The sequence below is a fragment of the Sinisalibacter aestuarii genome, assembly GCF_027923545.1.
GTDB classification, from domain to species: Bacteria; Pseudomonadota; Alphaproteobacteria; order Rhodobacterales; family Rhodobacteraceae; genus Sinisalibacter; species Sinisalibacter aestuarii.
Genome location: NZ_BROH01000005.1, coordinates 124,195 through 146,582 on the forward strand (window position 1 = coordinate 124,195; position 22,388 = coordinate 146,582).

Sequence of the window (22,388 nt, forward strand, 5' to 3'; positions counted from 1 at the left end):
AGATTGTAAATGCGCTGTGAGCCTATTGCGCAATCGCGCCGATGCGTCAAATCACGGAAGCGGTTGGCAGGCTTTTTTTCGACACGTTGCAGCGATGCCGCAAGGCATGAGTGCGAAGCGTCGGCGCAGATCATCTGCCGGCGCCCCTACTTGCCCAAAAGATGATCAGCGAGCCTGAGCGAAAACTGAACGATCGGCAGCGTCGGATTGGTGTGCCCCGACGTGGTGAAGATCGACGATCCCGCCATATAGAGGTTTTCGGTGCCAAACACGCGCGCATCCGCATCAACCACAGAGATTTCGGGGTTCTCTCCCATACGGGTGCCGCCGATATGGTGATGCCCCGCAAGCACATCGTCGAGAGGATAATCGCCGTTGCTCAAAACCCAGTCATAGATCCTGATCCGGCCGAGGTCGCTGTCAAGCAGCCATTCGTTGAACACCTGGAGCGATTTCACGACGGTGCGCCGGTCGAAATCGCTTTTCTTCCAATGCAAGACCGGGCGCGGAATGCCGAAGCGGTCGGTCTCGCTGCCCGACAGCGTGACCCGGTTGGACTTGGTTGGCATCTGCTCCCAGGCCGACCGGATCTTGCCGCCGCAAATCAACCGCCGGTCGGCGAGATCCATCAACTTCTGACCGATGCCGGGGGCGAGGCAGAGCAGGTCGTAGACCAGCTGCGAGGTCCGCTTTTTGCTGACGCCGTCGATAATCAGGCCGCAGTTCATGATGCCTTGATCGCGCTGAACCTCTTCAGACAGGCCAAAGTACCTCTTGTCCGCAATTTCCGTCTCAACAAGCGCCTCACCCAGTTCGAAGGTCGGGTGCTCCATCCAGTATTCCCCGACGGGCAGGCGCGGATCATGGAGCGCATCGCCATGCAGGCCGCGCAGCCAGATGAGCATCCGGCTGTTTTCGATGCCGCCCATCGCGAATACGAAGGTTTTCGCCCGGACCGTCAGGCTGCCGGTGTCGAATGACAGGAACTCAGCCGAGGTCATCCGGTTGTTCGAAAGGGCTACGTCGACGAGGTTTGCGTTCAGGTACAGCTTGATATTCGCGGAGTCCTTGATCTCGTCATAGTATTTTTCGCCAAACAGCGTCGGCGGTGAAAAATTGAATCCGATCTGCTTGACGCCGAATTTATTCGGCAGGCCGTCGCTGAATTCCGGGGGGACATCAACGATCCCGCAGGCTTCTTCGAAATACGGATCAATGGCCGGTTTGCGGATTGGCCAGACCAGTTCTTCGGAGATATCCGAGCGGTTGAAGTCGCTCGCATCGAAAGTCCGGCACCAGCCACCCCAATGGTTGGTCGATCCGCCAAGATAGCGCAGCCGCGCGGTATCGAGGTCGAAATACGGATCGCCGTCGATCGTGCCCAGATAACATTCCTGGGACTCATCAGTATATTCATCGGCGCCGCCCTCGCAGAGCACGACGGATTTACCCGCCGCCCCAAGCTTGCGCGCAATGGTAATGCCCGCCGCGCCCGCTCCGATGACGCAAACGTCGCATTCCTCGGTGGAGCCTGCGTCCGCTGTGTTGAGGTCGGCTAAGATCTAGAAGTCCTCCGGCCGCAACAACCACCCGCCGGGGTTGTTCTCGACGATGCGAATACCGCTCTCGGCGGCATGAAGCGGAAGGGCGACGGCAGACAGTAATCCGAGAGCGCCGGAGTTGAGAAAGGCGCGGCGCGAAACCCGAGTTGCGGCATTCGCATTTTGCAAAGCCCCGGTGCCTGGCACACCTTTCGGTGCCCCGCCAAGTACGTCCTGGAAGACCAATGCTGCCAATGCTTTAGCTTTCGATCCCGGGCATATGCCCACTGCCATCCAATGAAAAACCGGCCAATCCGAAACAAACACCAGAACCCAACGCGCGCATCATGTCATGCCTGTTCGGGTAGCTGCAAGTAGGCAGCACGGCCTTTTTTCGAAACAATCGGTCACCAACCCGTTCACGCGGCATCGCAGCCGCGATCCCGAAAATCGTTACAATTGGAACGGCGAACTCCCGCCGATCGGACTCGGTATCATTTTTCACCCCCCGCAAATTACCATTTTGGGACTCCGAGCGGCGAAAATCCGCCAAGGATACGCGCCGCGCCGCCGACAAAGTGCCGTCCAACATTCGCCACCTTTCTCATGCAGCGTTGTTTGGTCATTTGAACATGCCTGATCGCAGTTACCCAGTTTCTCGTTGCCATTCCCATCTGGTCGGGCCATCAACGCAACAAAAAACCGAGCGAATAGTCATGGCAGGCACGACTTCATACCTGAGTTACGACTCCGAATATATCCGGCCCTTTGGTCCGAACGCCCCGTGGAACATTCCGATCTCGAAACTCGAGATCGACCCCGACAGCGACCATCTGGCCAAGCTTCTGTGGAACGATTCATTCACGGATCGCCCCGAACGCAATTTCAACATCAACAACACCTCTTATACCTACCCGGTCTACGAGGTCACCGAAGACACCAAGTACTATAAGGTCAAAGACCTGAACGGCTGGGGCAATCTCGGCGGCGAATACATCCCCTTCGACCCGTCGTGGAAAGCGGCCCCCGGCTCCGACGCTCAGATCATCATTCTCGACCCGGCAACCGGGCGCGAGTGGGATCTGTGGCAGGCTTCCTTCAACGGCAGCGTCGTCACCATCTCGAACGGCAACCTTGTGACCGGCTACGGCGGGTCCGACAGTTACTTCGAGCGTGAAGTCGGGTTCGAACCGTCGCGCGGCGCCGGTATTCAGTATCTCGCCATGCTGGTGCGGCCCGAGGAAGTGGCGCAGGGCCGGATCGAACACGCGCTGTCGATGCCGATCCGTAATACCAGCGGCGCCGAATTCGTGTCGCCCGCAACCAAGATCGAATTCGAAGGCATGCGCCTGAATGGCATCCCCGAAGGAACGCGCTTCGCGCTGGACGTCACTTATGCCGAGATCGACAGGCATCTCGCCAGCCTGCCCGACGACGTACCCCAGGTGACCATCGACAGCCTGCGCGTGATCATGGTGGCGCTCAAGGAATACGGCTGGTTCATCACCGACACCGCCGGCTCGACCCATTTCCAGCTCGAGTCGACCACCTCGGCCAAAGCCGAATGGGCAGCACTCGGCATGATCGACACGCAATACAACGACTTCAACACCTACCCGCGCGATGCGCTGGACGGGCTGCTGACCAAGGAACGGATCGTCGCCTATGCGCCGAGCGAGCTTTATCCGGACTACAACCCGGACAATGAAGGCCTCGGCAGCGGCAAGGTACATGACGCGGTCGATGCCGGGATCGGCGCCGCAATCGTCGAAAAAGTGTTCGGCGGGCGCAACAACGATGTGCTCAATGGCGGCGATGATGATGAAAACTTTTTCGGTCGCCGCGGCAACGACAAGGTCTTTGCCAAAGGCGGCGACGACAAGGCCTTCGGCGGCAAAGGCAATGACGGCATGTTCGGCGGTATCGGAAACGATCTCCTGAACGGCAAGAACGGGCGTGACTACCTCTTCGGCGGCGCTGGCAACGATCGTATCATCGGCGGCGGCCACCGCGACGTAATCGCTGGCGGCACCGGCAATGACACCCTGACCGGCGGCAGCGGCGCCGACCGTTTCGTCTACAAGACCGGCTGGGGCTATGACGAGATCACCGATTTCAAGGCAGTCGGTCGCCAGCACGACACGCTCGACCTGCGCGGCCTCGCGTCGATCGACAGCTGGGACGATCTGGTGAACAACCACATGTTCCAGAACGACAACGACGTGGTGATCGACGGCCTCAACGGCGATGAGATCGTGCTCTTCGATGTGAACATCAACCACCTCGACCGCGCGGATTTCCTGATCTGAGGCGTCGGGCGGCTCACCGCCCGATACCATCGCTCGGACCAATGACACTGGCACGGACCTGCATCCGCAGGTTCGTGCTTTTTTCGTCGCGACGCGCACCCTGCAGATGCTACCGCGTTGAAAAAACCTGCGCTGTTTTCACGTATCTGCCAAAAGGTTGCCTATATTTGATGGTGCATTGTGTTCGCGCGCGCTGTTTGCGCGTTGTTTGAGACGATATGGGATTTCAGAAAGGGCCTTGCTCAGCATGACTTGGAGCTTTTCCTGGCAAACCGATTGGTCCGGCCTGTGGGACGACACGTTTCTCGAGCATTGGACCTCCGCCTTCCAGCCCGGATCAGGCGCGCGGGTTTCGCCTTTCATGCATCCGGCGGTCGTGCGCGCCTGGGTCGAAACGGTGGGCTTCGAGGGCGGCGACCCGGTCTGGTTCACCGCGACGCATCCCGACGGGCGCGAAGTCTTCCAGATCCTGGTTCGCGAAAAACGCAGCGGGGTCGGTGAGAGCGTCCGCTCGTTGATCGCCCTCGGTGAGCACCGGTTCGATTTCACCGAACCGGTGGTCTTTCCGGCGCATGATGGCAGCACCACGCTGGAGCAGGATTTCTGGAAGGCGCTCGCGGAGGATCTGCGCCAACGTCAGGGCGACTGGTTCGATCGCCTCGAATTTCCCCGCGTGCGCGCGGACACGCTCGGCAGCTACCGCCCCGAAGGCGAAACCGACGTTGCCCCCTATCTCGACCTGACCCGGCTCGGCTCGATCGAGGATTTCATGGACACGCGCAAGGGCCGCAGCCGCCGCAGCATCCGCCGCCGGGTGAAGCGTTGCGCCGAAGCGGGCGAATTTTCCTTCCAGGTGCTCGGAGCGGACGAGATCGACCGGATCCTGAGCTGGATTCCCCGGATCGTCCGGCAGAAACGGCGAAAGTTCTCCGACGATCAGAGCATGGACCGGTTCGAAAGCTTCCTTACGCGACTGGTCTGCGACGGCCTTCCGGCCGGCCTGCCGCTCTGCTCGTCCTGCAGCCTAGACGGGCGCGACATTTCCTGGAGCATTGACTTTGAGCTCGGAGGAGAGCTGTTTCTCTACACGTCAGACTTCGACCCGGACTTCAGCATTTACGGCCTGGGCAATGTTCATACTTATCACCAGCTCGATTGGGCAATTTCAAACAGGATGCGGATTGTGAATTTCATGTGGGGCGATGAAGCCTACAAAGCGGCCTGGACCGACGGCAAGGTGCAAACCCTGCACCGCATTCGGTTCGACAATCCCAGCCTGTTGAGCCGGTTCCGTCTGTTCATCGACAGCGCCGCGCGCCGCGCGCAGCAAGCGTAGGGCGGGCAATGCAAGGACGCAGAGCAGTTCTGGGCGTCTCGGTGACGATGGCGTCGTACCTCGTCTCCCGCGCGATCAATCTGAGTGTCACGATCATCCTTGCCCGGTCGCTTGGGCCGTCAGAGATGGGCATCCTGGCCTTCGCGCTGCTCGCGGTCGAAATATTCGATTTCCTGCGCGATTTCGGCCTGCGCGAAACGCTGATCTACGACCGGACCGAAGATCCGCGCCTGCGCACCACCGCCTTTGCGATGATCATGGGGGTCGGGCTGATGCAGTCGGCCGCGCTTCTGATCTTCGCTCCATTCGCGCATGGGCTGGTGGACGATCCGGTCATCGTTCCGGTGCTGATGTGGATGGCAGTGCTCTTTCCGATCAACGCACTCGGCTCGGTGCAGGACGCGCTCCTGCAACGCGGCTTCCGGTTCAGCGCCCTGGCTCTGGCCGAGGTGCTGGGCGTCGCCACCAAGGCCGCGGTGGCCATCAGCCTTATCCTTTACGGCGCGGGGATCTGGAGCATCGTGATCGGTATGCTGTGCGGCGCGGCGGTTCGCGTATCCATCGTCTGGCTCGCCTCCGACTGGCGCCCGCATGGCCCCTCGCCCACCTGGGAGAAGGCGCGCGAACTGTTCCGCTATGGCCGCCACATCATCGCCTCCAGCATCGTCAACGTCGTCCAGATGCGGGTCGACCAGATGGTGATCGTCGCGACGGTGGGCGATACGGCGCTCGGGATCTACTACGTAGCGGCCCGGATTCCCGAGATCGTCATTCTCGGGGTGAACGGCGTGATCACCAAGGTGGTCTTCCCGGCCTTCTCCAACCTGTCGCATGATGCCGAAAAGCTGGTCGCCGCCTATCGCACCACCATCGCCGCGTCGATGACGCTGATCGCGCCCATCGGGCTTGGCCTCGCCGCGTCATCCGCGCTGGTGGTGCATGTCGTATTCGGCGCCGAATGGGACGCCGCCGCGCCGGTTCTGCTCTTCCTCGTTCTGAGCGGCATTCCGGCGACCATCGGCTGGAGTTCGGGCGACATTTTCAAAGCCACGGGCAAGCCGCAATATCTGTGGATCCTGATGACAATCGAAACCATCGCCGTCATTCCGCCGATCCTGATCGTCGCCAAAGTCTCGGGCGATATCACCTCGGTGGCCGCGGTGATGTTTTTCGGTGAAATCTTCGCCGCGACGATCCGGCTCCTCACCCTGTCGAAAGTATCCGGCATCCCGGTCTCGGCCACGCTTGGCGCATCGGTCCGGCCATTGGCGGCGGCGCTGCTGATGGCACTCGCGGTCTACCTGTTCATCCAGTTCAACCCGCTCGGGCTCGCGCCCGGCCTGCTGGTCGTGGCGATGATTCTCCTCGGCGCGGTGGTCTATGCTGGCACGCTGGCGGTGATCGACCGCGAAAACCTCGCCTATTGGTACCACACGGTGTTTGGCGAGCGCGAATGACGCAGCGTCACGAAACCCACCGAAACCCTGCCATCTGAGGCAGTTGGCGGCCACAGTTCATGCCCCGCTCGGTGCCCGATCCGGGCCCGCCGGGGGCACCGAGTCGCGGGCCGCCTGCCATGATTCGCGCCCGAAATTGCCACAATTTCGCCCGATTCGGCTCAAGGGAGCCCCGGCAGTCCCCCTGACACCCCCTCCGACCGCTAGGGGGAGGCCCATCATCTAGGCCCTTTTCCGCGGAAAGAGCAAAATATCGCGTCGCGCGCGATATTTTCCAAAGCGTGGGCAATTGGGGGTTGTAAGGGGGGATAATGCGCCTTTACCTATACAATATGGGGCGAAATCATGTCATAGATAACCTGTTGGTGGAGTTGGGCGAACAAGCCCCGGCCGGGTATTACCTGGCCCTTCATATCAGATTCGCCGCCCCCCTCATGATGTTCCAAACGTTCAATCCCGACTGGATTGATCGTTACACCCAAAATGCCTATGCCCTGCGCGATCCGCTCGTCGCCTGGGGCATCTCCAGGACCGGCGCGACTCGCTGGAGCGCCATCGACCTTCCCGACCCGTTCGAGATCATGCGCGAAGCGGCGACCTACGGGCTGGTCTACGGCGTCTGCGTCTCCTGCGGCCCGATGTCATCGCGCACAATCGCCTCAGCGGCGCGCGCGGACCGGGAATTCACCGACGAGGAGATCGCCGCGATCACCGGCACGGTCCTGCACCTGCACCACGAAACAGAACCCCCCGACAATCTCACGCCCGCCGAAATCGAGGCGTTGAAGATACTCGCATCGGGGGAGCGCTATGCCGCCGGGGCCGCCCGGCTTGGCATCTCGGAATCCGCGCTGAAGGCGCGGCTTTCGACCGCGCGCAAAAAGCTATTCGCCCGTACTTCTGCCGAAGCCATTCAACGCGCAAAGGACTACCGACTGCTCTAGGCCTGTGGAGCAAAAGGAAACTGAGTTCGATGCGAGCCACGGCAGGAGGCGAGCGAGTAGCTGCTGTTAAAAAACCTGACTTGGAGGAATCCGATGCAGACCACCACGCTATCATTCGCCAACATACACAATCATGGCGAACTCTTTGCGAACCTTCTTCGCGCCCGGCGTCAGAGTTTCATCGTCCGTAACAAGTGGAATTTGCCCGAAGCAATGGGCATGGAGTTCGATCAGTACGACACGCCGGCAAGCCGCTGGGTGGCGGTGCACCATCTTGGCCGCGTCTATGCCGGTATCCGGCTGACCCCGACGACGGCGCGGGTGGGCATCTACACCTATATGATCCGCGATGCCCAGCGCGGGCTTCTGGATTCGATCCCGTCGAACCTTCTCTATGAAGAAGCGCCGGTGGCCGAAAACATCTGGGAAAGCTCGCGGGTCTTCGTGGCCGCCGACACGCCGCAAAAGCTGCGCCGCGTTGTGCACCTGCACCTCATCGAAGAGATGACCAAGGCCGCGCGCGATCTGGGCGCGACCCGGGTGCTGGGACTGATCCCCGCCAACTGGCCGCGTTGGGCCAGGCGGCGCGGGCTTGACGCTGAGCCGGCAGGGCCGGTTCTGAACATCGACGGGATTGATAACCAGGTGGTCTCCATCAATCTCGCCGACAAGATGCACTGACACGAGCCTCCCCGGCCCGCAGCAGGCCGGGGATCCGCATTTATTTTGGTATTCTGATTTCCATTCCGTAAGATTTCTAGACTATCTCTGTATTATCCGCTATTCCTCCGGATATGGATGAGATTGACCGGAAAATTTGTGAACTTGTGCAGGCCGATGCAAAGCGCTCCACGGCCCAGTTGGCCGAAGCCGTCGGGCTGCCGCTGTCAACCACGGCGGACAGGCTGAAACGGTTGCAGGCCACCGGGGCGGTGAGCGGCTGGCACGCAGCGCTCGACCCCAAGGCGCTCGGCGTGCCGCTTTGCGCGTTCGTGTTGGTGGATATGGAGTTCGAGGGCGAGGCACAGGCGGCGCAGGCCATTGCCGCCCGGCCGGAAGTCCTCGAACTCCATCACATTTCCGGCGCGCATTCCTACCTGATGAAGCTGCGGCTGGCCGATATGGCGTCGATGCAGCGCTTTCTGGCCGAGGCGGTCAAACCCCTGCCCGCCGTGACCCGCACCGAAACGATCTTCGCCCTCGACACGCTGAAGGAAACCGCCGCCCTGCCCGTCGCGGAGACCGCCGATGATTGAGGTCTTTCTCAAAGGGCTTGGCGTCGGCGTGGCGGTGGCCGCGCCGGTGGGGCCGATCGGCCTGTTATGCATCAAGCGCACGCTGGCGCGCGGCTGGACCACGGGCTTCGCCACCGGGCTGGGCGTGGCCTCGGCCGACGCCACCTATGGCCTGATGGTCGCCGCCGGCCTTGCCGCAACGGGGCTGCTCGTCGCCTTTGCCACGCCGATGCAGATCGCGGGCGGGCTGATGATCGCGGGGCTCGGAGCGATGTCGCTGCGCACCTTTGTCAACGGCCCCGCACCGGATCTGCACGCCGCCGAAGCGCCCGGCGCGCGCGGCCTGGGCACGGCCTTCGGCTCGGGCTACCTGCTCACCCTGTCGAACCCGATGACGATCCTCGCCTTCGCCGGCCTCGTCGCCGGCCTCGGCGCCACCGCCGCAGGCCAGCCCGGCGCAGCCTACATGCTGGTGGGCGGGATCTTCGCCGGATCGGCACTGTGGTGGGCCACGCTCGCCACCGCGAGCTCGCTGGCGCGCCGCCGGATCACGCCGCGGATCACCCGCTGGCTCGATCTCGCCTCCGGCCTCGTCCTGCTGGTCTGGGGCCTGTGGATCGCGCTCACGGCCCTCACCGCCTGACCGCACCCGCGCCATCACATCCGCGCGAGACGTAACGTCGTTTTCGGAATCCCTCTTGGTTTACGTTGACGTAAACGTCATCATCTGCATCAATTCCATATCCATGCAGACCGCGAGGAACCGATGAGCGACGATCTGATGACCATCCGCGAGATGTGCGACACCTACGGCGTCACCGCCCGCACCTTGCGCTTCTACGAATCGAAGGAACTGCTCTCGCCGCTGCGCGACGGGCAGAAGCGCCTGTTCACCCGCCGCGACCGGGCCCGGCTGAAGCTGATCCTGCGCGGCAAGCGCTTTGGCTTCCCGCTGGAGGAAATCCGCCAATTGTTGGATTTGTACAATGTTGGCGATCAGCAGCAGACCCAGTACCGCGAAACGATGGAGCGCGCCAAGCTCCATCTCGAAGAGCTGCGCGCCCAGCGCGAAGAGCTTGACGAGGCCATCGCCGACCTGAACGAACAGATCACCTGGGGCAGCCGCATGCTCGCCTCGATGGAGCAGGACGAGGCCGCCCAGTAAGCGCCCGCCCCGCCGCAACCCGACCAAGGCCGCAAGGAGACTTTCGACCGATGCCCAGCTATTCCGCCCCTGCCCGTGACATGGCCTTCGTGCTGCACGAGCTTCTCGACGTTACCGCGTCCGACATTCCAGGCTATGCCGATCTCGATCCGGAGATCACCGCCGCGATCATCGGGGAAGGCGGCAAGCTCGCCTCCGAGGTCTACCAGCCGCTGAACGCTGTCGGCGACCGCGAGGGCTGCACCCTCGACAACGGCGTGGTGCGCACCCCCACCGGCTTCAAGGCGGCCTTCGAGCAGTTACGCGAAGGCGGCTGGACCGGGCTCGACTGCGACGAAGCCTATGGCGGCCAGGGCATGCCGCATATCATGGGCACCGCCATGGGCGAGATCTTTGCCGCCTCCAACATGGCGCTCAACATGTATCACGGCCTCACCCACGGCGCCTATTCGGCGATCCGCGCCCATGGCACCGAAGAGCAGAAGGCCAAATGGCTGCCGAAAATGGTCAGCTGCGCCTGGACCGGCACGATGAACCTCACCGAACCGCATGCGGGCACCGACCTTGGCCTCATGCGCACCCGTGCCGAGCCGCAGGACGATGGCAGCTACCGGATCACCGGCACCAAGATCTTCATCTCGGCGGGCGATCACGACATGGCCGAGAACATCATCCATCTCGTCCTGGCCAGAATTCCGGGCGGACCCGACGGGGTGAAGGGCATCTCGCTCTTCATCGTGCCCAAGGTGATGGTGGGCGACGATGGCACGCTGGGGCCGCGCAATGCCGTCTCGGTCGGCAATATCGAAGAAAAGATGGGCATCCACGGCAACGCCACCTGCGTGATGAACTACGATGGCGCCACCGGCTATCTGCTGGGCGACGCCCATAAAGGGCTGCGCGCGATGTTCACCATGATGAACGAAGCGCGCCTCGCCGTTGGCGTGCAGGGGCTGGCGCAGGCCGAGATCTCGTACCAGAACGCCGTGGCCTATGCCCGCGAGCGGCTGCAGGGCCGCGCCATCACCGGGCCCGAGAACCCCGATGGCCCGGCCGACCCGATCATCGTCCACCCCGATGTGCGCCGGGTGCTGATGGAAGGCAAGAGCTTCATCGAAGGCGCCCGCGCCCTCACTTTCTGGGCCGCCGAGCTGATCGACCGCGCCGAACGGATGGGCGATGCGGATGCCGAGGCGCTCGTCTCGCTGCTGATCCCCGTCATCAAGGGCGTTCAGACCGATCGCGGCTTCCAGACCGCCGTACAGGCGCAGCAGCTTTATGGCGGGCACGGCTATATCGAAGAACAGGGGATGAGCCAGTTCGCCCGCGACGCGCGGATCGCGATGATCTACGAAGGCGCGAACGGCATTCAGGCGCTCGATCTGGTCGGCCGCAAACTGCCCGCCGATGGCGGCAAGGCGGCGATGGCTTTCTTCGGGCTGGTGAAGGACTTCATCAAGGAAAATGAGAGCGATCCCGCCCTCAGGGCCGACTTCCTCGACCCGCTCAAATCCGCCTCGAAAGACCTGCAGGCCGCCGCGACCTACTTCGTGCAGGAAGGTATGAAGAACCCCAACAACGCGCTCTCCGGCGCCTATGACTTCATGCATCTCTTCGGCCATGTCGCGCTGGGGCTGATGTGGGCGAAGATGGCCCGCGCCGCGCAGGCCGCGCTCGACGAAGGCCGGGGCGATGCGGTGTTCTATGAGACCAAGCTCGCCACCGGGCGCTTCTATATGAGCCGGCAACTGCCCGAGACCAGGGCGCTCCTCGCCCGGATCGAGAGCGGTGCCGAGCCGGTCATGGCGCTGGCGGCGGAGGCGTTCTGATGGCCAAACGGTTCCGACTGACCCGCCGCTTCCAGGTTGCCATGACCGAAGACGGCTACCGCCGCCTCAAGCGCTTCGCCCAGGAAGCCGGGCTCGACGAGGGCGAGGCGCTCTCGTTCCTGTTCGAGCATTTCGACAGCGTGATGGACGAAGACGTACTCACCCACCGGCTGCGGCTGTTCAACGCGGAGCTGGAGGCGCGCAAGCGGTGACGGCAGCGCGGGCGGAGAGCTGGGCAAATGAGTATTTGCGCCAAGAAAAAGGAGGGACATGCGCCGCCCGGCCCTGCCGGATGGCGGCAGGCGACCGGACCGGAGTCAGACCCCGGCCCGGTGCTTGCGTGAGCGCTTCACGCTTGTCGAAGCCCCGCCCCCACCGGGCCGGTTGTTTCGGCAGCAGGGGGCGGGCCTTTTCCTTGGGCGGTCATCGGCTCTCCAGCCTGTACCGCGGGTCCAGCCTAGGCGCATTAACCTTAACAGTCCGTAAACGCGCCCCTTTTTCTTGGCACAAATACTCATATCGCCACAGCACCACCATGCCTGAGATCCGAAAGGAAGAGAGATGACCGACGCCTTTATCTATGACGCGATCCGCACCCCGCGCGGCAAGGGCAAGCCAGACGGCACGCTGCACCAGGTGCCCGCCGTGCGCCTTTCGGCGCTGGTGCTGAACGAACTTGCCCGGCGCAACAATCTCGAAGGCCACGCCGTCGAAGACGTGATCTGGGGGAATGTCACGCAAATTGGCGAACAGGGCGCCTGCCTTGCGCGCTCCGCCGTGCTCTATTCCGATCTCGATGAGCGTATCCCCGGCGTTTCGGTCAACCGCTTCTGCGCCTCGGGGCTGGAAGCAGTGAACATGGCGGCGAACCAGGTCAGGGGCGGCGCGGGCGAGGCTTTTATCGCCGGCGGCGTCGAGAGCATGAGCCGGGTGCCGATGGGCTCGGACGGGGGCGCCATCGCCGCCGACCCGACGCTGGCGATGAAAGCCTATTTCGTGCCGCAGGGCATTTCGGCCGACATCATCGCAACCCGCTTCGGGTTTACGCGCGACGATGCCGACGCGCTGGCTGTCGAGAGCCAGCACCGGGCCAGGGTCGCCACCGACACGGGCCGGTTCAAATCCATCGTCCCGGTCACCGATATCAACGGGCTGGCGATCCTCGAACGTGACGAGATGATCCGCGAAACGACGATGCAGACCCTCGGCGGGCTCAACCCGAGCTTCAAACAGATGGGCGAGGTGATGCCGGGTTTCGACAATATCGCGTTGATGAAATATCCCGATCTGGAGCGCATCCACCACATCCACCACGCGGGCAATTCCTCTGGCATTGCCGATGGCGCGGCGGCGGTGCTGGTGGGCACGAAGGAATTCGGCGCGCGCCACGGGCTGACGCCCCGCGCCCGTGTGCGCGCCACCAGCCGCGTCGGCACCGATCCGACGATCATGCTCACCGGTCCTGTGCCCGCGACCGAGCGCGTATTGGCCGCCGCCGGAATGCAGATCGGCGATATCGACCTGATGGAAGTCAACGAAGCCTTCGCCTCGGTGGTGCTGCGCTTCATCCAGCATTTCAACGCCGATACGTCCAAGCTCAACGTCAACGGGGGCGCCATCGCCATGGGCCACCCGCTGGGGGCGACCGGGGCGATCATCCTCGGCACCCTGCTCGACGAGATGGAGCGCACCGACAAGGAAACCGGCCTCGTCACGCTCTGCATCGGTTCGGGCATGGGTGCCGCCACCATCATCGAGCGGGTGTGATTATGGGCGTGATTGATTTTACCAAAGCGCCGGTCAAAACCGGCTCGATCTACCCCAAACCTTACGATGCCGAGATGGCCGGGCGCTGGTCGATCCGGCTTGGCGAGGCGGGCGGGCTCACCCAGTTCGGGGTGAATGTGGTGGTGCTGGAACCGGGGGCGAAATCGTCGCTGCGTCACTGGCACCTCAACGAAGACGAGTTTGTCATGATCACGCAGGGCACGTGCACGCTGGTCGATGACGACGGCCGCCACGAGATGAGCGTGGGCGCCTGCGCCGCCTTTCCGGCGGGCGAGGAAAACGGCCACCACTTCCTGAACGAAACCGACGAGGAGGTGCGCTTTCTCGTGGTCGGGACGAAGGCCGCTACGGAGGTGGCGACCTATGCCGATATCGACCTGAAGGTCGAGATGAAAGACGGCACCGCCACCTTCAGCCGCAAAGATGGAACCCCCTACGAGGGAGACGAGCAATGACCGATTTCACCCTGAGCAAAGGCGCGGACGGCGTCGCCATCATCACCTGGGACGTGCCCGGCAAGAGCATGAACGTGCTGAGTTTCGAGGGGCTCGCCGAGCTCGATGCCTGTATCGACGAGGTGCTGGCCGACGACGCTATCAAGGGCGCGGTGATCACCTCCGGCAAGGACAGCTTCGCCGGCGGCATGGACCTCAACATCCTCGCCTCGCTGCGCGATCAGGTCGAGGGCGACCCGGCGCGCGGCGTGTTCGACGGCGTGATGCGGATGCATGGCATCCTGCGCAAGATCGAGCTGGCGGGGATGGATTTCAGAACCAAGAAAGGCGGCAAGCCGATCGTCGCGGCGATGCCGGGCACCGGGCTGGGGATCGGCTTCGAGCTGCCGCTGGCCTGCCACCGGATCTTCGCCGCCGACGTGAAGGCGAAGATTGGCCTGCCCGAGATCATGGTGGGCCTGTTCCCCGGCGCGGGCGGCACCACGCGGCTGGTGCGCAAACTCGGCGCGATGGCGGCTGCCCCTTTCCTGCTCGAAGGCAAAACGCTGGAGCCCGCCAAGGCGAAGGCCGCCGGGCTGGTCGACGAGGTGGTCGCCCCGGACGCGCTGCTCGATGCCGCGCGCGACTGGGTGCTGAATGCAAGCGAGGCCGATCTGGTCAAGCCGTGGGACGCGAAGGGCTACAAGATGCCCGGCGGCACGCCCTATACGCCCGCCGGTTTCCCCACCTTCATGGGCGCCGCGGTGATGGTGAACGCCAACACCAAGGGCGTCTACCCCGCCGCCAGGGCGGTGCTCGCCGCCGCCTATGAGGGGGCGCTGGTCAGCTTCGACGAGGCGCTGAAGATCGAGGCGCGCTGGTTCACCAAGGTGGTGCTCGATCCGACCTCGGGCGCGATGATCCGCTCGCTCTTCATCAACAAGGGCGCGCTGGAAAAAGGCGCGGTGCGGCCCGCCGGCGTGGGCGACGAGCGGGTGCAGAAGCTCGGCGTGCTTGGCGCGGGGATGATGGGGGCTGGCATCGCGCTGATCTCGGCCATGGCGGGCATCGAGGTGGTGCTGATCGACGCTTCGCAGGAGGCCGCCGACAAGGGCAAGGCCTATACCGCAGGCTACATGGACAAGGGCATCGCGCGCGGCAAGGCGACGGCGGAGAAGAAAGAGGCCGCGCTGGCCCGGATCACCGCCACCACCGATTACGAAGCCCTCAAGGGCTGCGATCTCGTGGTCGAGGCGGTGTTTGAAGACCCGAAGGTGAAGGCCGAGGTGACGGCAAAGGCCGAGGCGGTGCTGGGCGCGGATGCGATCTTCGCCACCAACACCTCGACCCTGCCGATCTCGGACCTCGCAAAAGCCAGCACCCGCCCCGGCCAGTTCATCGGCATCCACTTCTTCTCGCCGGTCGAGCGGATGAACCTCGTCGAGATCATCCGCGGGCGCGAGACGGGCGACCGTGCCGTCGCCAAGGCGCTCGATTTCGTCCGCCAGATCCGCAAGACGCCGATCGTGGTCAACGATGCACGCTTCTTCTACGCCAACCGCTGCATCCTGCCCTATATCAACGAGGGTATCCGCATGGTGGGCGAAGGCGTGGCGCCGTGGCTGGTGGAGCATGCCGCCGAACTGCTCGGCTTCCCGGTGGGGCCGTTGCAACTGACCGACGAAGTGTCGCTCGATCTCGGGGTGAAGATCGCCAGAGCCACCAGGGCGGCGATGGGCGATGCCTATCCGGATGGCGATGTGGATGCCGTGGTCTTCCCGCTCTACGAGGCGGGCCGGCTCGGGCGCAAGGCCGGGGCCGGGTTCTACGCCTATGACGAGAAGGGCAAGCGGCAGGGGATCTGGCCGGGGCTGGGCGAGCGGTTCGCGCTGGCCGGAGACCAGCCCGAGCTTGGCGAAGTGCAGAACCGTCTGATGATGGCGCAGGTGCTCGAAGCGGTGCGCGCGCTCGACGAGGGCGTGCTGACCGATATCCGCGAGGGCGATGTGGGCGCGATCCTCGGCTGGGGCTTCGCGCCGTGGTCGGGCGGGCCGTTCTCCTGGCTCGACCGGATCGGCGCGGCGAAGGCCGTAGAGATCTGCGGCGCGCTCGAAGCGGCCCATGGCGCGCGGTTCAAAGCCCCGGCGCTGCTGCGCGACATGGCTGCAAAGGGCGAGAGCTTCTACACCCGCTTTGCCCCGGCGGCCGCGGCCTGATCGCAGGATTCAAACATTTGGCCCCGTCCGGCAGCTCCGGGCGGGGCTTATCTTTGCCGAAATCGAACATTCGGCCTATTCGAAGCAAATCCCCTGAAGGCTCACCCAGTCGGCATCGGCGAGCAGCGGCTCGGCCTGCGTCAGCGGCACCGGATCGGCCTCGATAAGCGGCAAGGTGGTTTCGCCGGTCTGGTCAACGGCGAATGCATAGGGGGTGGAGCGGACGCGAACGGCGGCGAAGCGCGCAAGCAGCGTCTCGGTCGAGACCTCGACGGGCGGGTCCAGCAGCACCTGTTCGGCATAGCTGTCGAGGATCGCATCGCTGATCGTGCCGGTGGTCAGCAACTTGGCGGTGGCGAAGGTGCCGGCATGGCCAAGCAGCGCCAGCATCGGGTCCGACGCCTCGGCGCGCAGGCGCTCGGCAAGGATGTAACCCGCTGCCACGTCCGGCTCTTCGTAATCCTCCACCAGCGCCCGGTTGACGAGGATGATGCCCCCCGGCAGATGCGCCGCCGTCGCCACCCCGGCGGAGACCACGGCCAGTTGCGCCACGCCCGGCCCCAGCACCCTGTCGCCCAGCCGGGTCAGCGCGCGGTTGCCGAGCCGGCCCTTGCAGGGCGTGCCCGCCACCCGCGTCACCCGCGTCAGCAACCGCTGGCCGACGCTCTGGCGCGTCACATCCGGCAGCACCGATGCGGTGTGGCGCAACAGCGCGCCGGGCAGCCAGAGCACCGCGAAGACGAGCGCCAGCGCCAGCACGGTGCTGGTGAGGATCACCCGCAGCCGCCCGGTATGGGGGCGGCTCTTTTCGACCGCGCGGCGCACCTTCTCAATGGCCGCGATCATCTCGGAATCTTCGATCTCCAGCACCTCGCCCTCGTCCGGCGCGTCGGAAGGGGCGAACAGCGCGGGCCGGGCACCAGGATTGAGCCGATGCACAGCGGGCAGCGACCAATGGGTCAGCGGACGGTCCTGCATGTCGGAGAGGGTGAGCGTGGCATCGCCGATCGACACGATCACGTCACGCCGCTGCGCGTCGGGCGCGGCGCGCCACAGGCCGGAAGCTTCGAGCCGCTGGTATTGGGTAAGCGCCGTCATGTGCCGGGCGAAACTGCTCTTTTCAATCTTTGCCGCAGGATAGCGCGCGGCGGGGCCGTTCGTCCAGCGCGCAACGCCGGCGGGCAAGCCCCCGGCTTTCCGTGGAGAAACCGGACCGGGCCTGCGTCATGCGCCCGGCGTGCCGTTCACATCTCTTTCACCAGCTTGCGCAATTCGAACTTCTGGATCTTACCCGTCGATGTCTTGGGCAACTCGGTGAAAACGATCCGCTTGGGCGTCTTGAACCCGGCCAGCCGCTCGCGGGCGAAGGCGATCAGCTCATCCTCGCTGGCGCTGGCCCCCTCTTTCAACTCGACGAAGGCGCAGGGCACTTCGCCCCATTTGTCGTCGGGCTTGGCGACCACGGCGCAGAGGCTCACCGCCGGGTGGTGCATCAGCGCCCCTTCCACCTCGACCGAACTCACATTCTCGCCGCCCGAGATGATGATGTCTTTCGCCCGGTCGGTGATCTTGATGTAGCCGTCCGGATGTTTGAAGGCGATATCGCCGGTGTGGAAATAGCCGCCGCGAAAGGCCTCTTCGGTGGCTTCGGGGTTCTTGAGGTAGCCCTTCATCACCACGTTGCCGCGCACCATGATCTCGCCGATGGTCTCGCCGTCGGCGGGCACTTCGTGCATCGTTTCGCCGTCCATCACCGTCACATGCTCTTCCATCACCTGCGCCACGCCGGTGCGCGCCTTGCGGGCGAAGCGTTCGTCATCCGGCAGATCGGCCCAATCCTCCTGCCAGATGCACTCGACCACATGGCCATAGGTCTCAGTCAGCCCATACATCTGCGTCACGGTAAAGCCGAGCGGCTCGATGGCGGCGAGCGTGGCGGCGGGGGGCGGTGCCCCGGCGGTATAGACATTGACGATATGGCCAAAATCGCGCCGGTCTTCGTCCTTCGCGTTGACGATCATGTTCAGCACGATGGGCGCACCGCCGAAATTGGTCACCCCCTCATCGGCAATCGCATCGTAGATCGCTCTGGCGGTGATGTCGCGGCAGCAAACCACGGCGCCGCCCACCGCCGGGATTGCCCAGGTGTGCACCCAGTTGTTGCAGTGAAACAGCGGCACGATGGTGAGGTACACGGTATCGCGGTTCAGCCCCCAGTCGAGCGAGAGGCCGAGCGTGTGCAGATAGGCGCCGCGATGGGAATAGACCACACCCTTGGGCCGCCCGGTGGTGCCGGAGGTATAGTTGAGCGCGAGGCTCTCCCATTCGTCCTGCGGCATGACCCAGGCAAAATCGGGATCGGCATGGGCGATGAAATCTTCATATTCGGTGTGGCGGCCAGAGGCGGGGATGCCCGAGGCCGGGTCGGCCACCTCGATGATCCGGGGGGCCTTGCCCTCCATCCGTTCGAGCGCAGCCTCCGCCAGCCCGAGAAAGGCACTGTCGACCAGCGCGATCTTTGCCCCGCCATGGCCGAAAATGTAAGCGATGGTATCGACATCGAGCCGGGTGTTGATCGTGTTGAGCACCGCGCCGGTGGCGGGCACACCCCAATGCGCCTCGGCCTGGGCAAGAATATTGGGCAGGATCGTCGCCACCACATCCCCGGAGGCCACACCGGCCCGGTCGAGCGCCGAGGCAAGCTGCGAGGCGCGCGCATGATATTCGGCATAGGTAAAGCGGCGCGCGCCATCGACGATGGCGATCTTGTCGGGAAACAGCGCCGCCGCCCGGTTGAAATGCGACAGCGGCGTCAGCGCCACGTGGTTCGCTGCGGTTTTCTCCAGCCCGGTTTCATCTTGCAGCCAGCCCATGCATGCCTCCCTTTGCTCTGCGCGAAGGATTAGGCACCGGGGCGAAACGGGCGTCAATGCGCGAATGGCGCGCCTTGGATGGCGAGGTGCAGCCGGGTGTGGCACAGCCCCCCGCCCCGCTGTAATCTCGCCCGCATGATCCTTTCGCGCGGCCGCCGCTACATCTTCGTCCATGCGCCCAAGACGGGTGGCACCTCGCTGGCGCTGGCGCTGGAGGCGCGCGCCATGGCCGATGACATCATGCTTGGCGACACCCCCAAGGCAAAGAAGCGGCGCCGGCGGCTGCAGGGCGTGGAAACCTCTGGCCGGCTGTGGAAACACGCGATGCTGAGCGATCTCTACGGGCTGGTGAGCCAGGACGAGATCGAGCGGTTCTTCGTCTTCACCCTGGTGCGCAATCCCTGGGACCGGGTGGTGAGCTATTATCACTGGCTGCGCGAACAGGGCTTCGATCATCCCGCGGTGGCGCTGGCGCAACGCCTGGATTTTGCCGCCTTCGCCGCCCATCCGCAGATCGTGGCCAGCCTCCGGCATCACCCCTACAGCCGCTACGTCACCGATGCCGGGGGGATCGACCGCGCCGACCTCTATATCCGGCTCGAACATCTGGGCGAAGACCTCGCCCCGCTCGAAGCGCATCTCGGCTTCAGCCTCGCGCCGCTGCCGCATGCCAACGCCTCGAATCGGCAGGGCGATTTTCGCCGCTACTACAACGATTCGACCGCCGAAATCGTAGCCGCGGCCTGCGCGGACGACATTTCGCGCTTCGGATACCGCTTCGACCCGGCCTGATTGTCGCCGTTCCGGCAACAATTGACGCAGGGGACGCGATTGCGCGCGATTGGCGGCCAATGCCTCAGGAACGCCCCATTTGCGCCGGAAAAATTTCTCGTCGGTCTCTCAATTCTTGCTCATCGACACAAAGAGGCCACACGGGCTGCCACCCGGCCTCACCACTGGGAAGACACCATGTTCGGACTGCTCAAACCCCATCGGCGTGACGCCCTGCCACGCTATCGCCCGGAAGAAGGCGATGGGCTGTCCGGTAAAGGCTCCGGGTTCCGGCTGTCCGGTCTCACCACCGGCACGCGGCTGGCCTCGGAATTCGGTTGGCGACCCATCGAGGCGATACAGGTTGGCGACCGGGTCATGACCTTTGACAACGGGTTGCAGTCAGTCGTTGCCGTTACACGGGGCACGCATCACGCCGCTGCTGGCGACATGCCCGCCTTTGCCGTGCCGATTCATGTCCCTATCGGTGCACTCGGTAACGAAGAGCCACTCGTGCTCCTGCCCGAACAGATTGTCATGATCGAATGCGATGCCGCGGAAGATCTCACCGGCGATCCCTTCGCACTCGTCCCTGCGAAGGCACTCGAAGGCTTCCGCGGCATCGACCGCATCCGCGGGCTGCGCCCGGTGGAATCCATGACCCTGCATTTCGAGAACGACGAGGTGGTGTTCGCCGATGGCGGCGCGCTTCTGCTGGCACCCTCTTCGGTGCCCGGCGAGGTCTCGCTCGCGCTGATCGAAGAGCGTGGCCAGCCCACCCCCTATGCCGCCTATCGCGGGGCCGAAGCTGCCGCACTGGTCGAGGCGATGAAAGAGGAAGATGCCAAGTTTTTCAGCTCCATTCCCCGCGAATGGGCTGCCTGATCCGAGATTCCGGCCTGAGCCGGTCATAGCCCCCTTCGCGCTCGTTCCTGCCCCCCCCTTATGGGCGCGAAAAAGCCCCGTCCGATCCCCTTGCCGGACGGGGCTTTCAATTTCACCGGGTGCATCCCGGCACGAAAAAGCCCCGCCAGATGGCGGGGCTTTTGCTGTCCGGTCCCTGCCCTAATTGCGCAGGAAAGCGTCGGGGAAGGCGCGCCGGGCGGTCGCCAGCGCATCGTTCAGCGCCGCCGTCTGGTCATAGGGGCCGGCAATGACCACCCGCTTGCCCGAGGCGGTTCGCGCCACGCGGCCGGGAAGGCCGAGGCTTTGCAGCCGCTCGACCGCGCGCGTGGCGTTGCCCGGCTCGTTGAACATGCCCACCTGCACGTAGCGATAGCCATTGCTGGCGGCGGGCGCCGGTGCGGCCGCCACGTTGGCGGTGGCCTTGGACGAGACCACGACATTGCCACCCTGGCTCGCGATCAACCCACGCGGCGTGGCCGGATTGGCCGCGCGCATCGGCACCTCATCGGTGTTGAGCACCGTCGCCATCTGGGCATCGCCATAGGCACTGCGCGGGCCACGGTTGGGGTTCAGGCGGCCATCGTCCCAGGCGGCGCGGTAGCCCTCCGGGATCGCCGGAGCGGGGGGCGGCGCGACGACGGGCGCGGTCACGGTGATCGCGGTGGGAGCGGCGCCAACCGGCAGGGTCGTGCGGCTGCCCGGCACCGGCACCGGATCGGCGGCGCCGGGATAGCTGGTAAGGCCGAAGCCATTGCCGAAAGCGTAGCCGGAAGACGGTGCGGCGCCCGTCGCCCTGGCCGGAGCGCGGCCGATGATCACGCGGCCATCGGCCAGCACATCGCCCACACCGACCCGGCGCGCGCCGGTGCCCGTCGCGGCGGGCATGGGCGCGCGGGCCGCTTCGGCGACAACCGGCGCGGCAGGCTGGGCGATCAGGCGGGTCCGCTCGCCATTGGCGGTGCGGATGATGTAGCTTTTCGCGGCGGTCACCCCCGGCTCACAGCGCAGGCCAACCGTGCCGCCGCCGATGCGGACACGGGCGGTGGAGCCATCGGCCGGGCAGGTCACGGTCATGGTGCGGATCTCGGCGGCCGGTTCGGGCGCAGCGGCGATGGCGGCGGCGGGCGCAGCGGCAAGCGGCGCGCGCGCAGGTGCTTCATCCGGCGCAGCGGCGGCGGTAGCAGCGGCGGCCACTTCGCTGGGTGGCGGCGGCGCGGGCGGGGCCGGCGGGCGGCCCGTCACCGCGGCGACATTGGCGGTCGGGGTCAACCCGCAGATCACCGTCTTGCGGTCGCTCGACAGCCGCGGCACCCAGTTGACCGCCGTGCCGATATTGGCACGCACATAGGCGCAGCCGCGGCTGTCGACGTAAACGTCGCCGCGATAGCTCGCGGGCGGGTATTCGGCGGGCCGTGCCGCTTGTTGCAGCGTGTACGCTTCGGCAGCAGTGCCCGTGACAAGGGCCGCGAGGGTCAACCCACTCGCAAATCGCAAAAATCTCATACTGTGTCCCCCAACACAAGATGTAGGGGCAGCATGACGAATGATGCGCAGGAAGTCCAGAGGTCCGGCAACAGACCGTGG

At 64.5% G+C, this 22,388-nt stretch carries 20 protein-coding genes; 15 read left to right on the plus strand and 5 right to left on the minus strand.

Features of this window, described 5'->3' with window-relative positions:
• Positions 1-146: 146 nt before the first annotated feature.
• Both QMG28_RS10250 and QMG28_RS10255 read right to left on the minus strand, forming a co-directional pair.
• The gene (locus QMG28_RS10250; protein WP_281842202.1) at positions 147-1,439 is read right to left on the minus strand and encodes a GMC family oxidoreductase; all 1,293 of its coding nucleotides are present in this window, start codon (positions 1,437-1,439) and stop codon (positions 147-149) included.
• 361 nt (positions 1,440-1,800) lie between these two features.
• On the minus strand, positions 1,801-2,133 hold the full coding sequence (locus QMG28_RS10255; RefSeq protein WP_281842203.1) for a hypothetical protein: 333 nt from the start codon (positions 2,131-2,133) through the stop codon (positions 1,801-1,803).
• Positions 2,134-2,257: 124 nt separating this feature from the next.
• Between QMG28_RS10255 and QMG28_RS10260 the strand changes: the two genes are divergently transcribed.
• From QMG28_RS10260 to QMG28_RS10320, 13 genes are all read left to right on the plus strand, one after another.
• Complete coding sequence (locus tag QMG28_RS10260; RefSeq protein WP_281842204.1) at positions 2,258-3,850, plus strand: calcium-binding protein; 1,593 nt, start codon at positions 2,258-2,260, stop codon at positions 3,848-3,850.
• Positions 3,851-4,247: 397 nt separating this feature from the next.
• Positions 4,248-5,186, plus strand: a complete 939-nt coding sequence (locus QMG28_RS10265) for a GNAT family N-acetyltransferase (RefSeq protein ID WP_281842205.1) — start codon at positions 4,248-4,250, stop codon at positions 5,184-5,186.
• 8 nt (positions 5,187-5,194) lie between these two features.
• On the plus strand, positions 5,195-6,643 hold the full coding sequence (locus QMG28_RS10270; RefSeq protein ID WP_281842206.1) for a lipopolysaccharide biosynthesis protein: 1,449 nt from the start codon (positions 5,195-5,197) through the stop codon (positions 6,641-6,643).
• 332 nt (positions 6,644-6,975) lie between these two features.
• Positions 6,976-7,587 (plus strand): autoinducer binding domain-containing protein, encoded by a 612-nt coding sequence (locus QMG28_RS10275; RefSeq protein ID WP_281842309.1) that lies wholly within the window; start codon positions 6,976-6,978, stop codon positions 7,585-7,587.
• Positions 7,588-7,680: 93 nt separating this feature from the next.
• The gene (locus QMG28_RS10280) at positions 7,681-8,268 is read left to right on the plus strand and encodes an acyl-homoserine-lactone synthase (RefSeq protein ID WP_281842207.1); all 588 of its coding nucleotides are present in this window, start codon (positions 7,681-7,683) and stop codon (positions 8,266-8,268) included.
• A gap of 113 nt (positions 8,269-8,381) precedes the next feature.
• Positions 8,382-8,843, plus strand: a complete 462-nt coding sequence (locus tag QMG28_RS10285; RefSeq protein WP_281842208.1) for an Lrp/AsnC family transcriptional regulator — start codon at positions 8,382-8,384, stop codon at positions 8,841-8,843.
• Positions 8,836-9,465 carry a LysE family translocator gene (locus tag QMG28_RS10290; protein WP_281842209.1) on the plus strand — a complete coding sequence of 210 codons (630 nt, stop codon included), beginning with the start codon at positions 8,836-8,838 and terminating at the stop codon, positions 9,463-9,465. Before QMG28_RS10285 ends, QMG28_RS10290 begins: the two co-directional genes overlap by 8 nt.
• Before the next feature lie 123 nt (positions 9,466-9,588).
• Positions 9,589-9,987: a MerR family transcriptional regulator gene (locus QMG28_RS10295; RefSeq protein WP_281842210.1), complete on the plus strand. Its 399-nt coding sequence runs from the start codon at positions 9,589-9,591 to the stop codon at positions 9,985-9,987.
• Between the two features lie 50 nt (positions 9,988-10,037).
• A complete protein-coding gene (locus tag QMG28_RS10300; protein WP_281842211.1) occupies positions 10,038-11,816 on the plus strand; it encodes an acyl-CoA dehydrogenase in 1,779 nt (592 codons plus the stop codon).
• Positions 11,816-12,028 (plus strand): hypothetical protein, encoded by a 213-nt coding sequence (locus tag QMG28_RS10305; protein ID WP_281842212.1) that lies wholly within the window; start codon positions 11,816-11,818, stop codon positions 12,026-12,028. Before QMG28_RS10300 ends, QMG28_RS10305 begins: the two co-directional genes overlap by 1 nt.
• A gap of 349 nt (positions 12,029-12,377) precedes the next feature.
• Positions 12,378-13,583: an acetyl-CoA C-acetyltransferase gene (locus QMG28_RS10310; RefSeq protein WP_281842213.1), complete on the plus strand. Its 1,206-nt coding sequence runs from the start codon at positions 12,378-12,380 to the stop codon at positions 13,581-13,583.
• 2 nt (positions 13,584-13,585) lie between these two features.
• Positions 13,586-14,059 (plus strand): cupin domain-containing protein, encoded by a 474-nt coding sequence (locus QMG28_RS10315; RefSeq protein WP_281842214.1) that lies wholly within the window; start codon positions 13,586-13,588, stop codon positions 14,057-14,059.
• Positions 14,056-16,254 carry a 3-hydroxyacyl-CoA dehydrogenase NAD-binding domain-containing protein gene (locus tag QMG28_RS10320; RefSeq protein WP_281842215.1) on the plus strand — a complete coding sequence of 733 codons (2,199 nt, stop codon included), beginning with the start codon at positions 14,056-14,058 and terminating at the stop codon, positions 16,252-16,254. The genes QMG28_RS10315 and QMG28_RS10320 overlap by 4 nt, the downstream gene beginning before the upstream one ends.
• A 75-nt stretch (positions 16,255-16,329) precedes the next feature.
• Here the strand turns inward: QMG28_RS10320 and QMG28_RS10325 are convergent, their stop codons facing one another.
• Complete coding sequence (locus QMG28_RS10325; RefSeq protein ID WP_281842216.1) at positions 16,330-17,352, minus strand: hypothetical protein; 1,023 nt, start codon at positions 17,350-17,352, stop codon at positions 16,330-16,332.
• A gap of 146 nt (positions 17,353-17,498) precedes the next feature.
• Complete coding sequence (locus tag QMG28_RS10330) at positions 17,499-19,127, minus strand: AMP-binding protein (protein ID WP_281842217.1); 1,629 nt, start codon at positions 19,125-19,127, stop codon at positions 17,499-17,501.
• A gap of 135 nt (positions 19,128-19,262) precedes the next feature.
• Between QMG28_RS10330 and QMG28_RS10335 the strand changes: the two genes are divergently transcribed.
• Together QMG28_RS10335 and QMG28_RS10340 are read left to right on the plus strand one after the other, a co-directional pair.
• The gene (locus QMG28_RS10335; protein WP_281842218.1) at positions 19,263-19,919 is read left to right on the plus strand and encodes a sulfotransferase family 2 domain-containing protein; all 657 of its coding nucleotides are present in this window, start codon (positions 19,263-19,265) and stop codon (positions 19,917-19,919) included.
• A 39-nt stretch (positions 19,920-19,958) separates the two neighbouring features.
• The gene (locus tag QMG28_RS10340) at positions 19,959-20,783 is read left to right on the plus strand and encodes a Hint domain-containing protein (RefSeq protein WP_281842219.1); all 825 of its coding nucleotides are present in this window, start codon (positions 19,959-19,961) and stop codon (positions 20,781-20,783) included.
• 180 nt (positions 20,784-20,963) lie between these two features.
• Here QMG28_RS10340 and QMG28_RS10345 read toward each other — a convergent pair whose 3' ends face one another.
• Positions 20,964-22,280, minus strand: coding sequence for an SPOR domain-containing protein (locus QMG28_RS10345; protein ID WP_281842220.1), 1,317 nt, complete (start codon positions 22,278-22,280; stop codon positions 20,964-20,966).
• Between the last annotated feature and the right edge of the window lie 108 nt (positions 22,281-22,388).

What these genes read in the sequence shown, in the direction of transcription:
- QMG28_RS10330 (WP_281842217.1), bottom strand. Translation starts at nt 19,127, where the DNA reads ATGGGCTGGCTGCAAGATGAAACCGGGCTGGAGAAAACCGCAGCGAAC.
- QMG28_RS10275 (WP_281842309.1), top strand. Translation starts at nt 6,976, where the DNA reads ATGGGGCGAAATCATGTCATAGATAACCTGTTGGTGGAGTTGGGCGAA.
- QMG28_RS10315 (WP_281842214.1), top strand. Translation starts at nt 13,586, where the DNA reads ATGGGCGTGATTGATTTTACCAAAGCGCCGGTCAAAACCGGCTCGATC.
- QMG28_RS10295 (WP_281842210.1), top strand. Translation starts at nt 9,589, where the DNA reads ATGAGCGACGATCTGATGACCATCCGCGAGATGTGCGACACCTACGGC.
- QMG28_RS10305 (WP_281842212.1), top strand. Translation starts at nt 11,816, where the DNA reads ATGGCCAAACGGTTCCGACTGACCCGCCGCTTCCAGGTTGCCATGACC.
- QMG28_RS10320 (WP_281842215.1), top strand. Translation starts at nt 14,056, where the DNA reads ATGACCGATTTCACCCTGAGCAAAGGCGCGGACGGCGTCGCCATCATC.
- QMG28_RS10325 (WP_281842216.1), bottom strand. Translation starts at nt 17,352, where the DNA reads ATGACGGCGCTTACCCAATACCAGCGGCTCGAAGCTTCCGGCCTGTGG.
- QMG28_RS10290 (WP_281842209.1), top strand. Translation starts at nt 8,836, where the DNA reads ATGATTGAGGTCTTTCTCAAAGGGCTTGGCGTCGGCGTGGCGGTGGCC.
- QMG28_RS10255 (WP_281842203.1), bottom strand. Translation starts at nt 2,133, where the DNA reads ATGTTGGACGGCACTTTGTCGGCGGCGCGGCGCGTATCCTTGGCGGAT.
- QMG28_RS10270 (WP_281842206.1), top strand. Translation starts at nt 5,195, where the DNA reads ATGCAAGGACGCAGAGCAGTTCTGGGCGTCTCGGTGACGATGGCGTCG.
- QMG28_RS10260 (WP_281842204.1), top strand. Translation starts at nt 2,258, where the DNA reads ATGGCAGGCACGACTTCATACCTGAGTTACGACTCCGAATATATCCGG.
- QMG28_RS10300 (WP_281842211.1), top strand. Translation starts at nt 10,038, where the DNA reads ATGCCCAGCTATTCCGCCCCTGCCCGTGACATGGCCTTCGTGCTGCAC.
- QMG28_RS10335 (WP_281842218.1), top strand. Translation starts at nt 19,263, where the DNA reads ATGATCCTTTCGCGCGGCCGCCGCTACATCTTCGTCCATGCGCCCAAG.
- QMG28_RS10280 (WP_281842207.1), top strand. Translation starts at nt 7,681, where the DNA reads ATGCAGACCACCACGCTATCATTCGCCAACATACACAATCATGGCGAA.
- QMG28_RS10285 (WP_281842208.1), top strand. Translation starts at nt 8,382, where the DNA reads ATGGATGAGATTGACCGGAAAATTTGTGAACTTGTGCAGGCCGATGCA.
- QMG28_RS10310 (WP_281842213.1), top strand. Translation starts at nt 12,378, where the DNA reads ATGACCGACGCCTTTATCTATGACGCGATCCGCACCCCGCGCGGCAAG.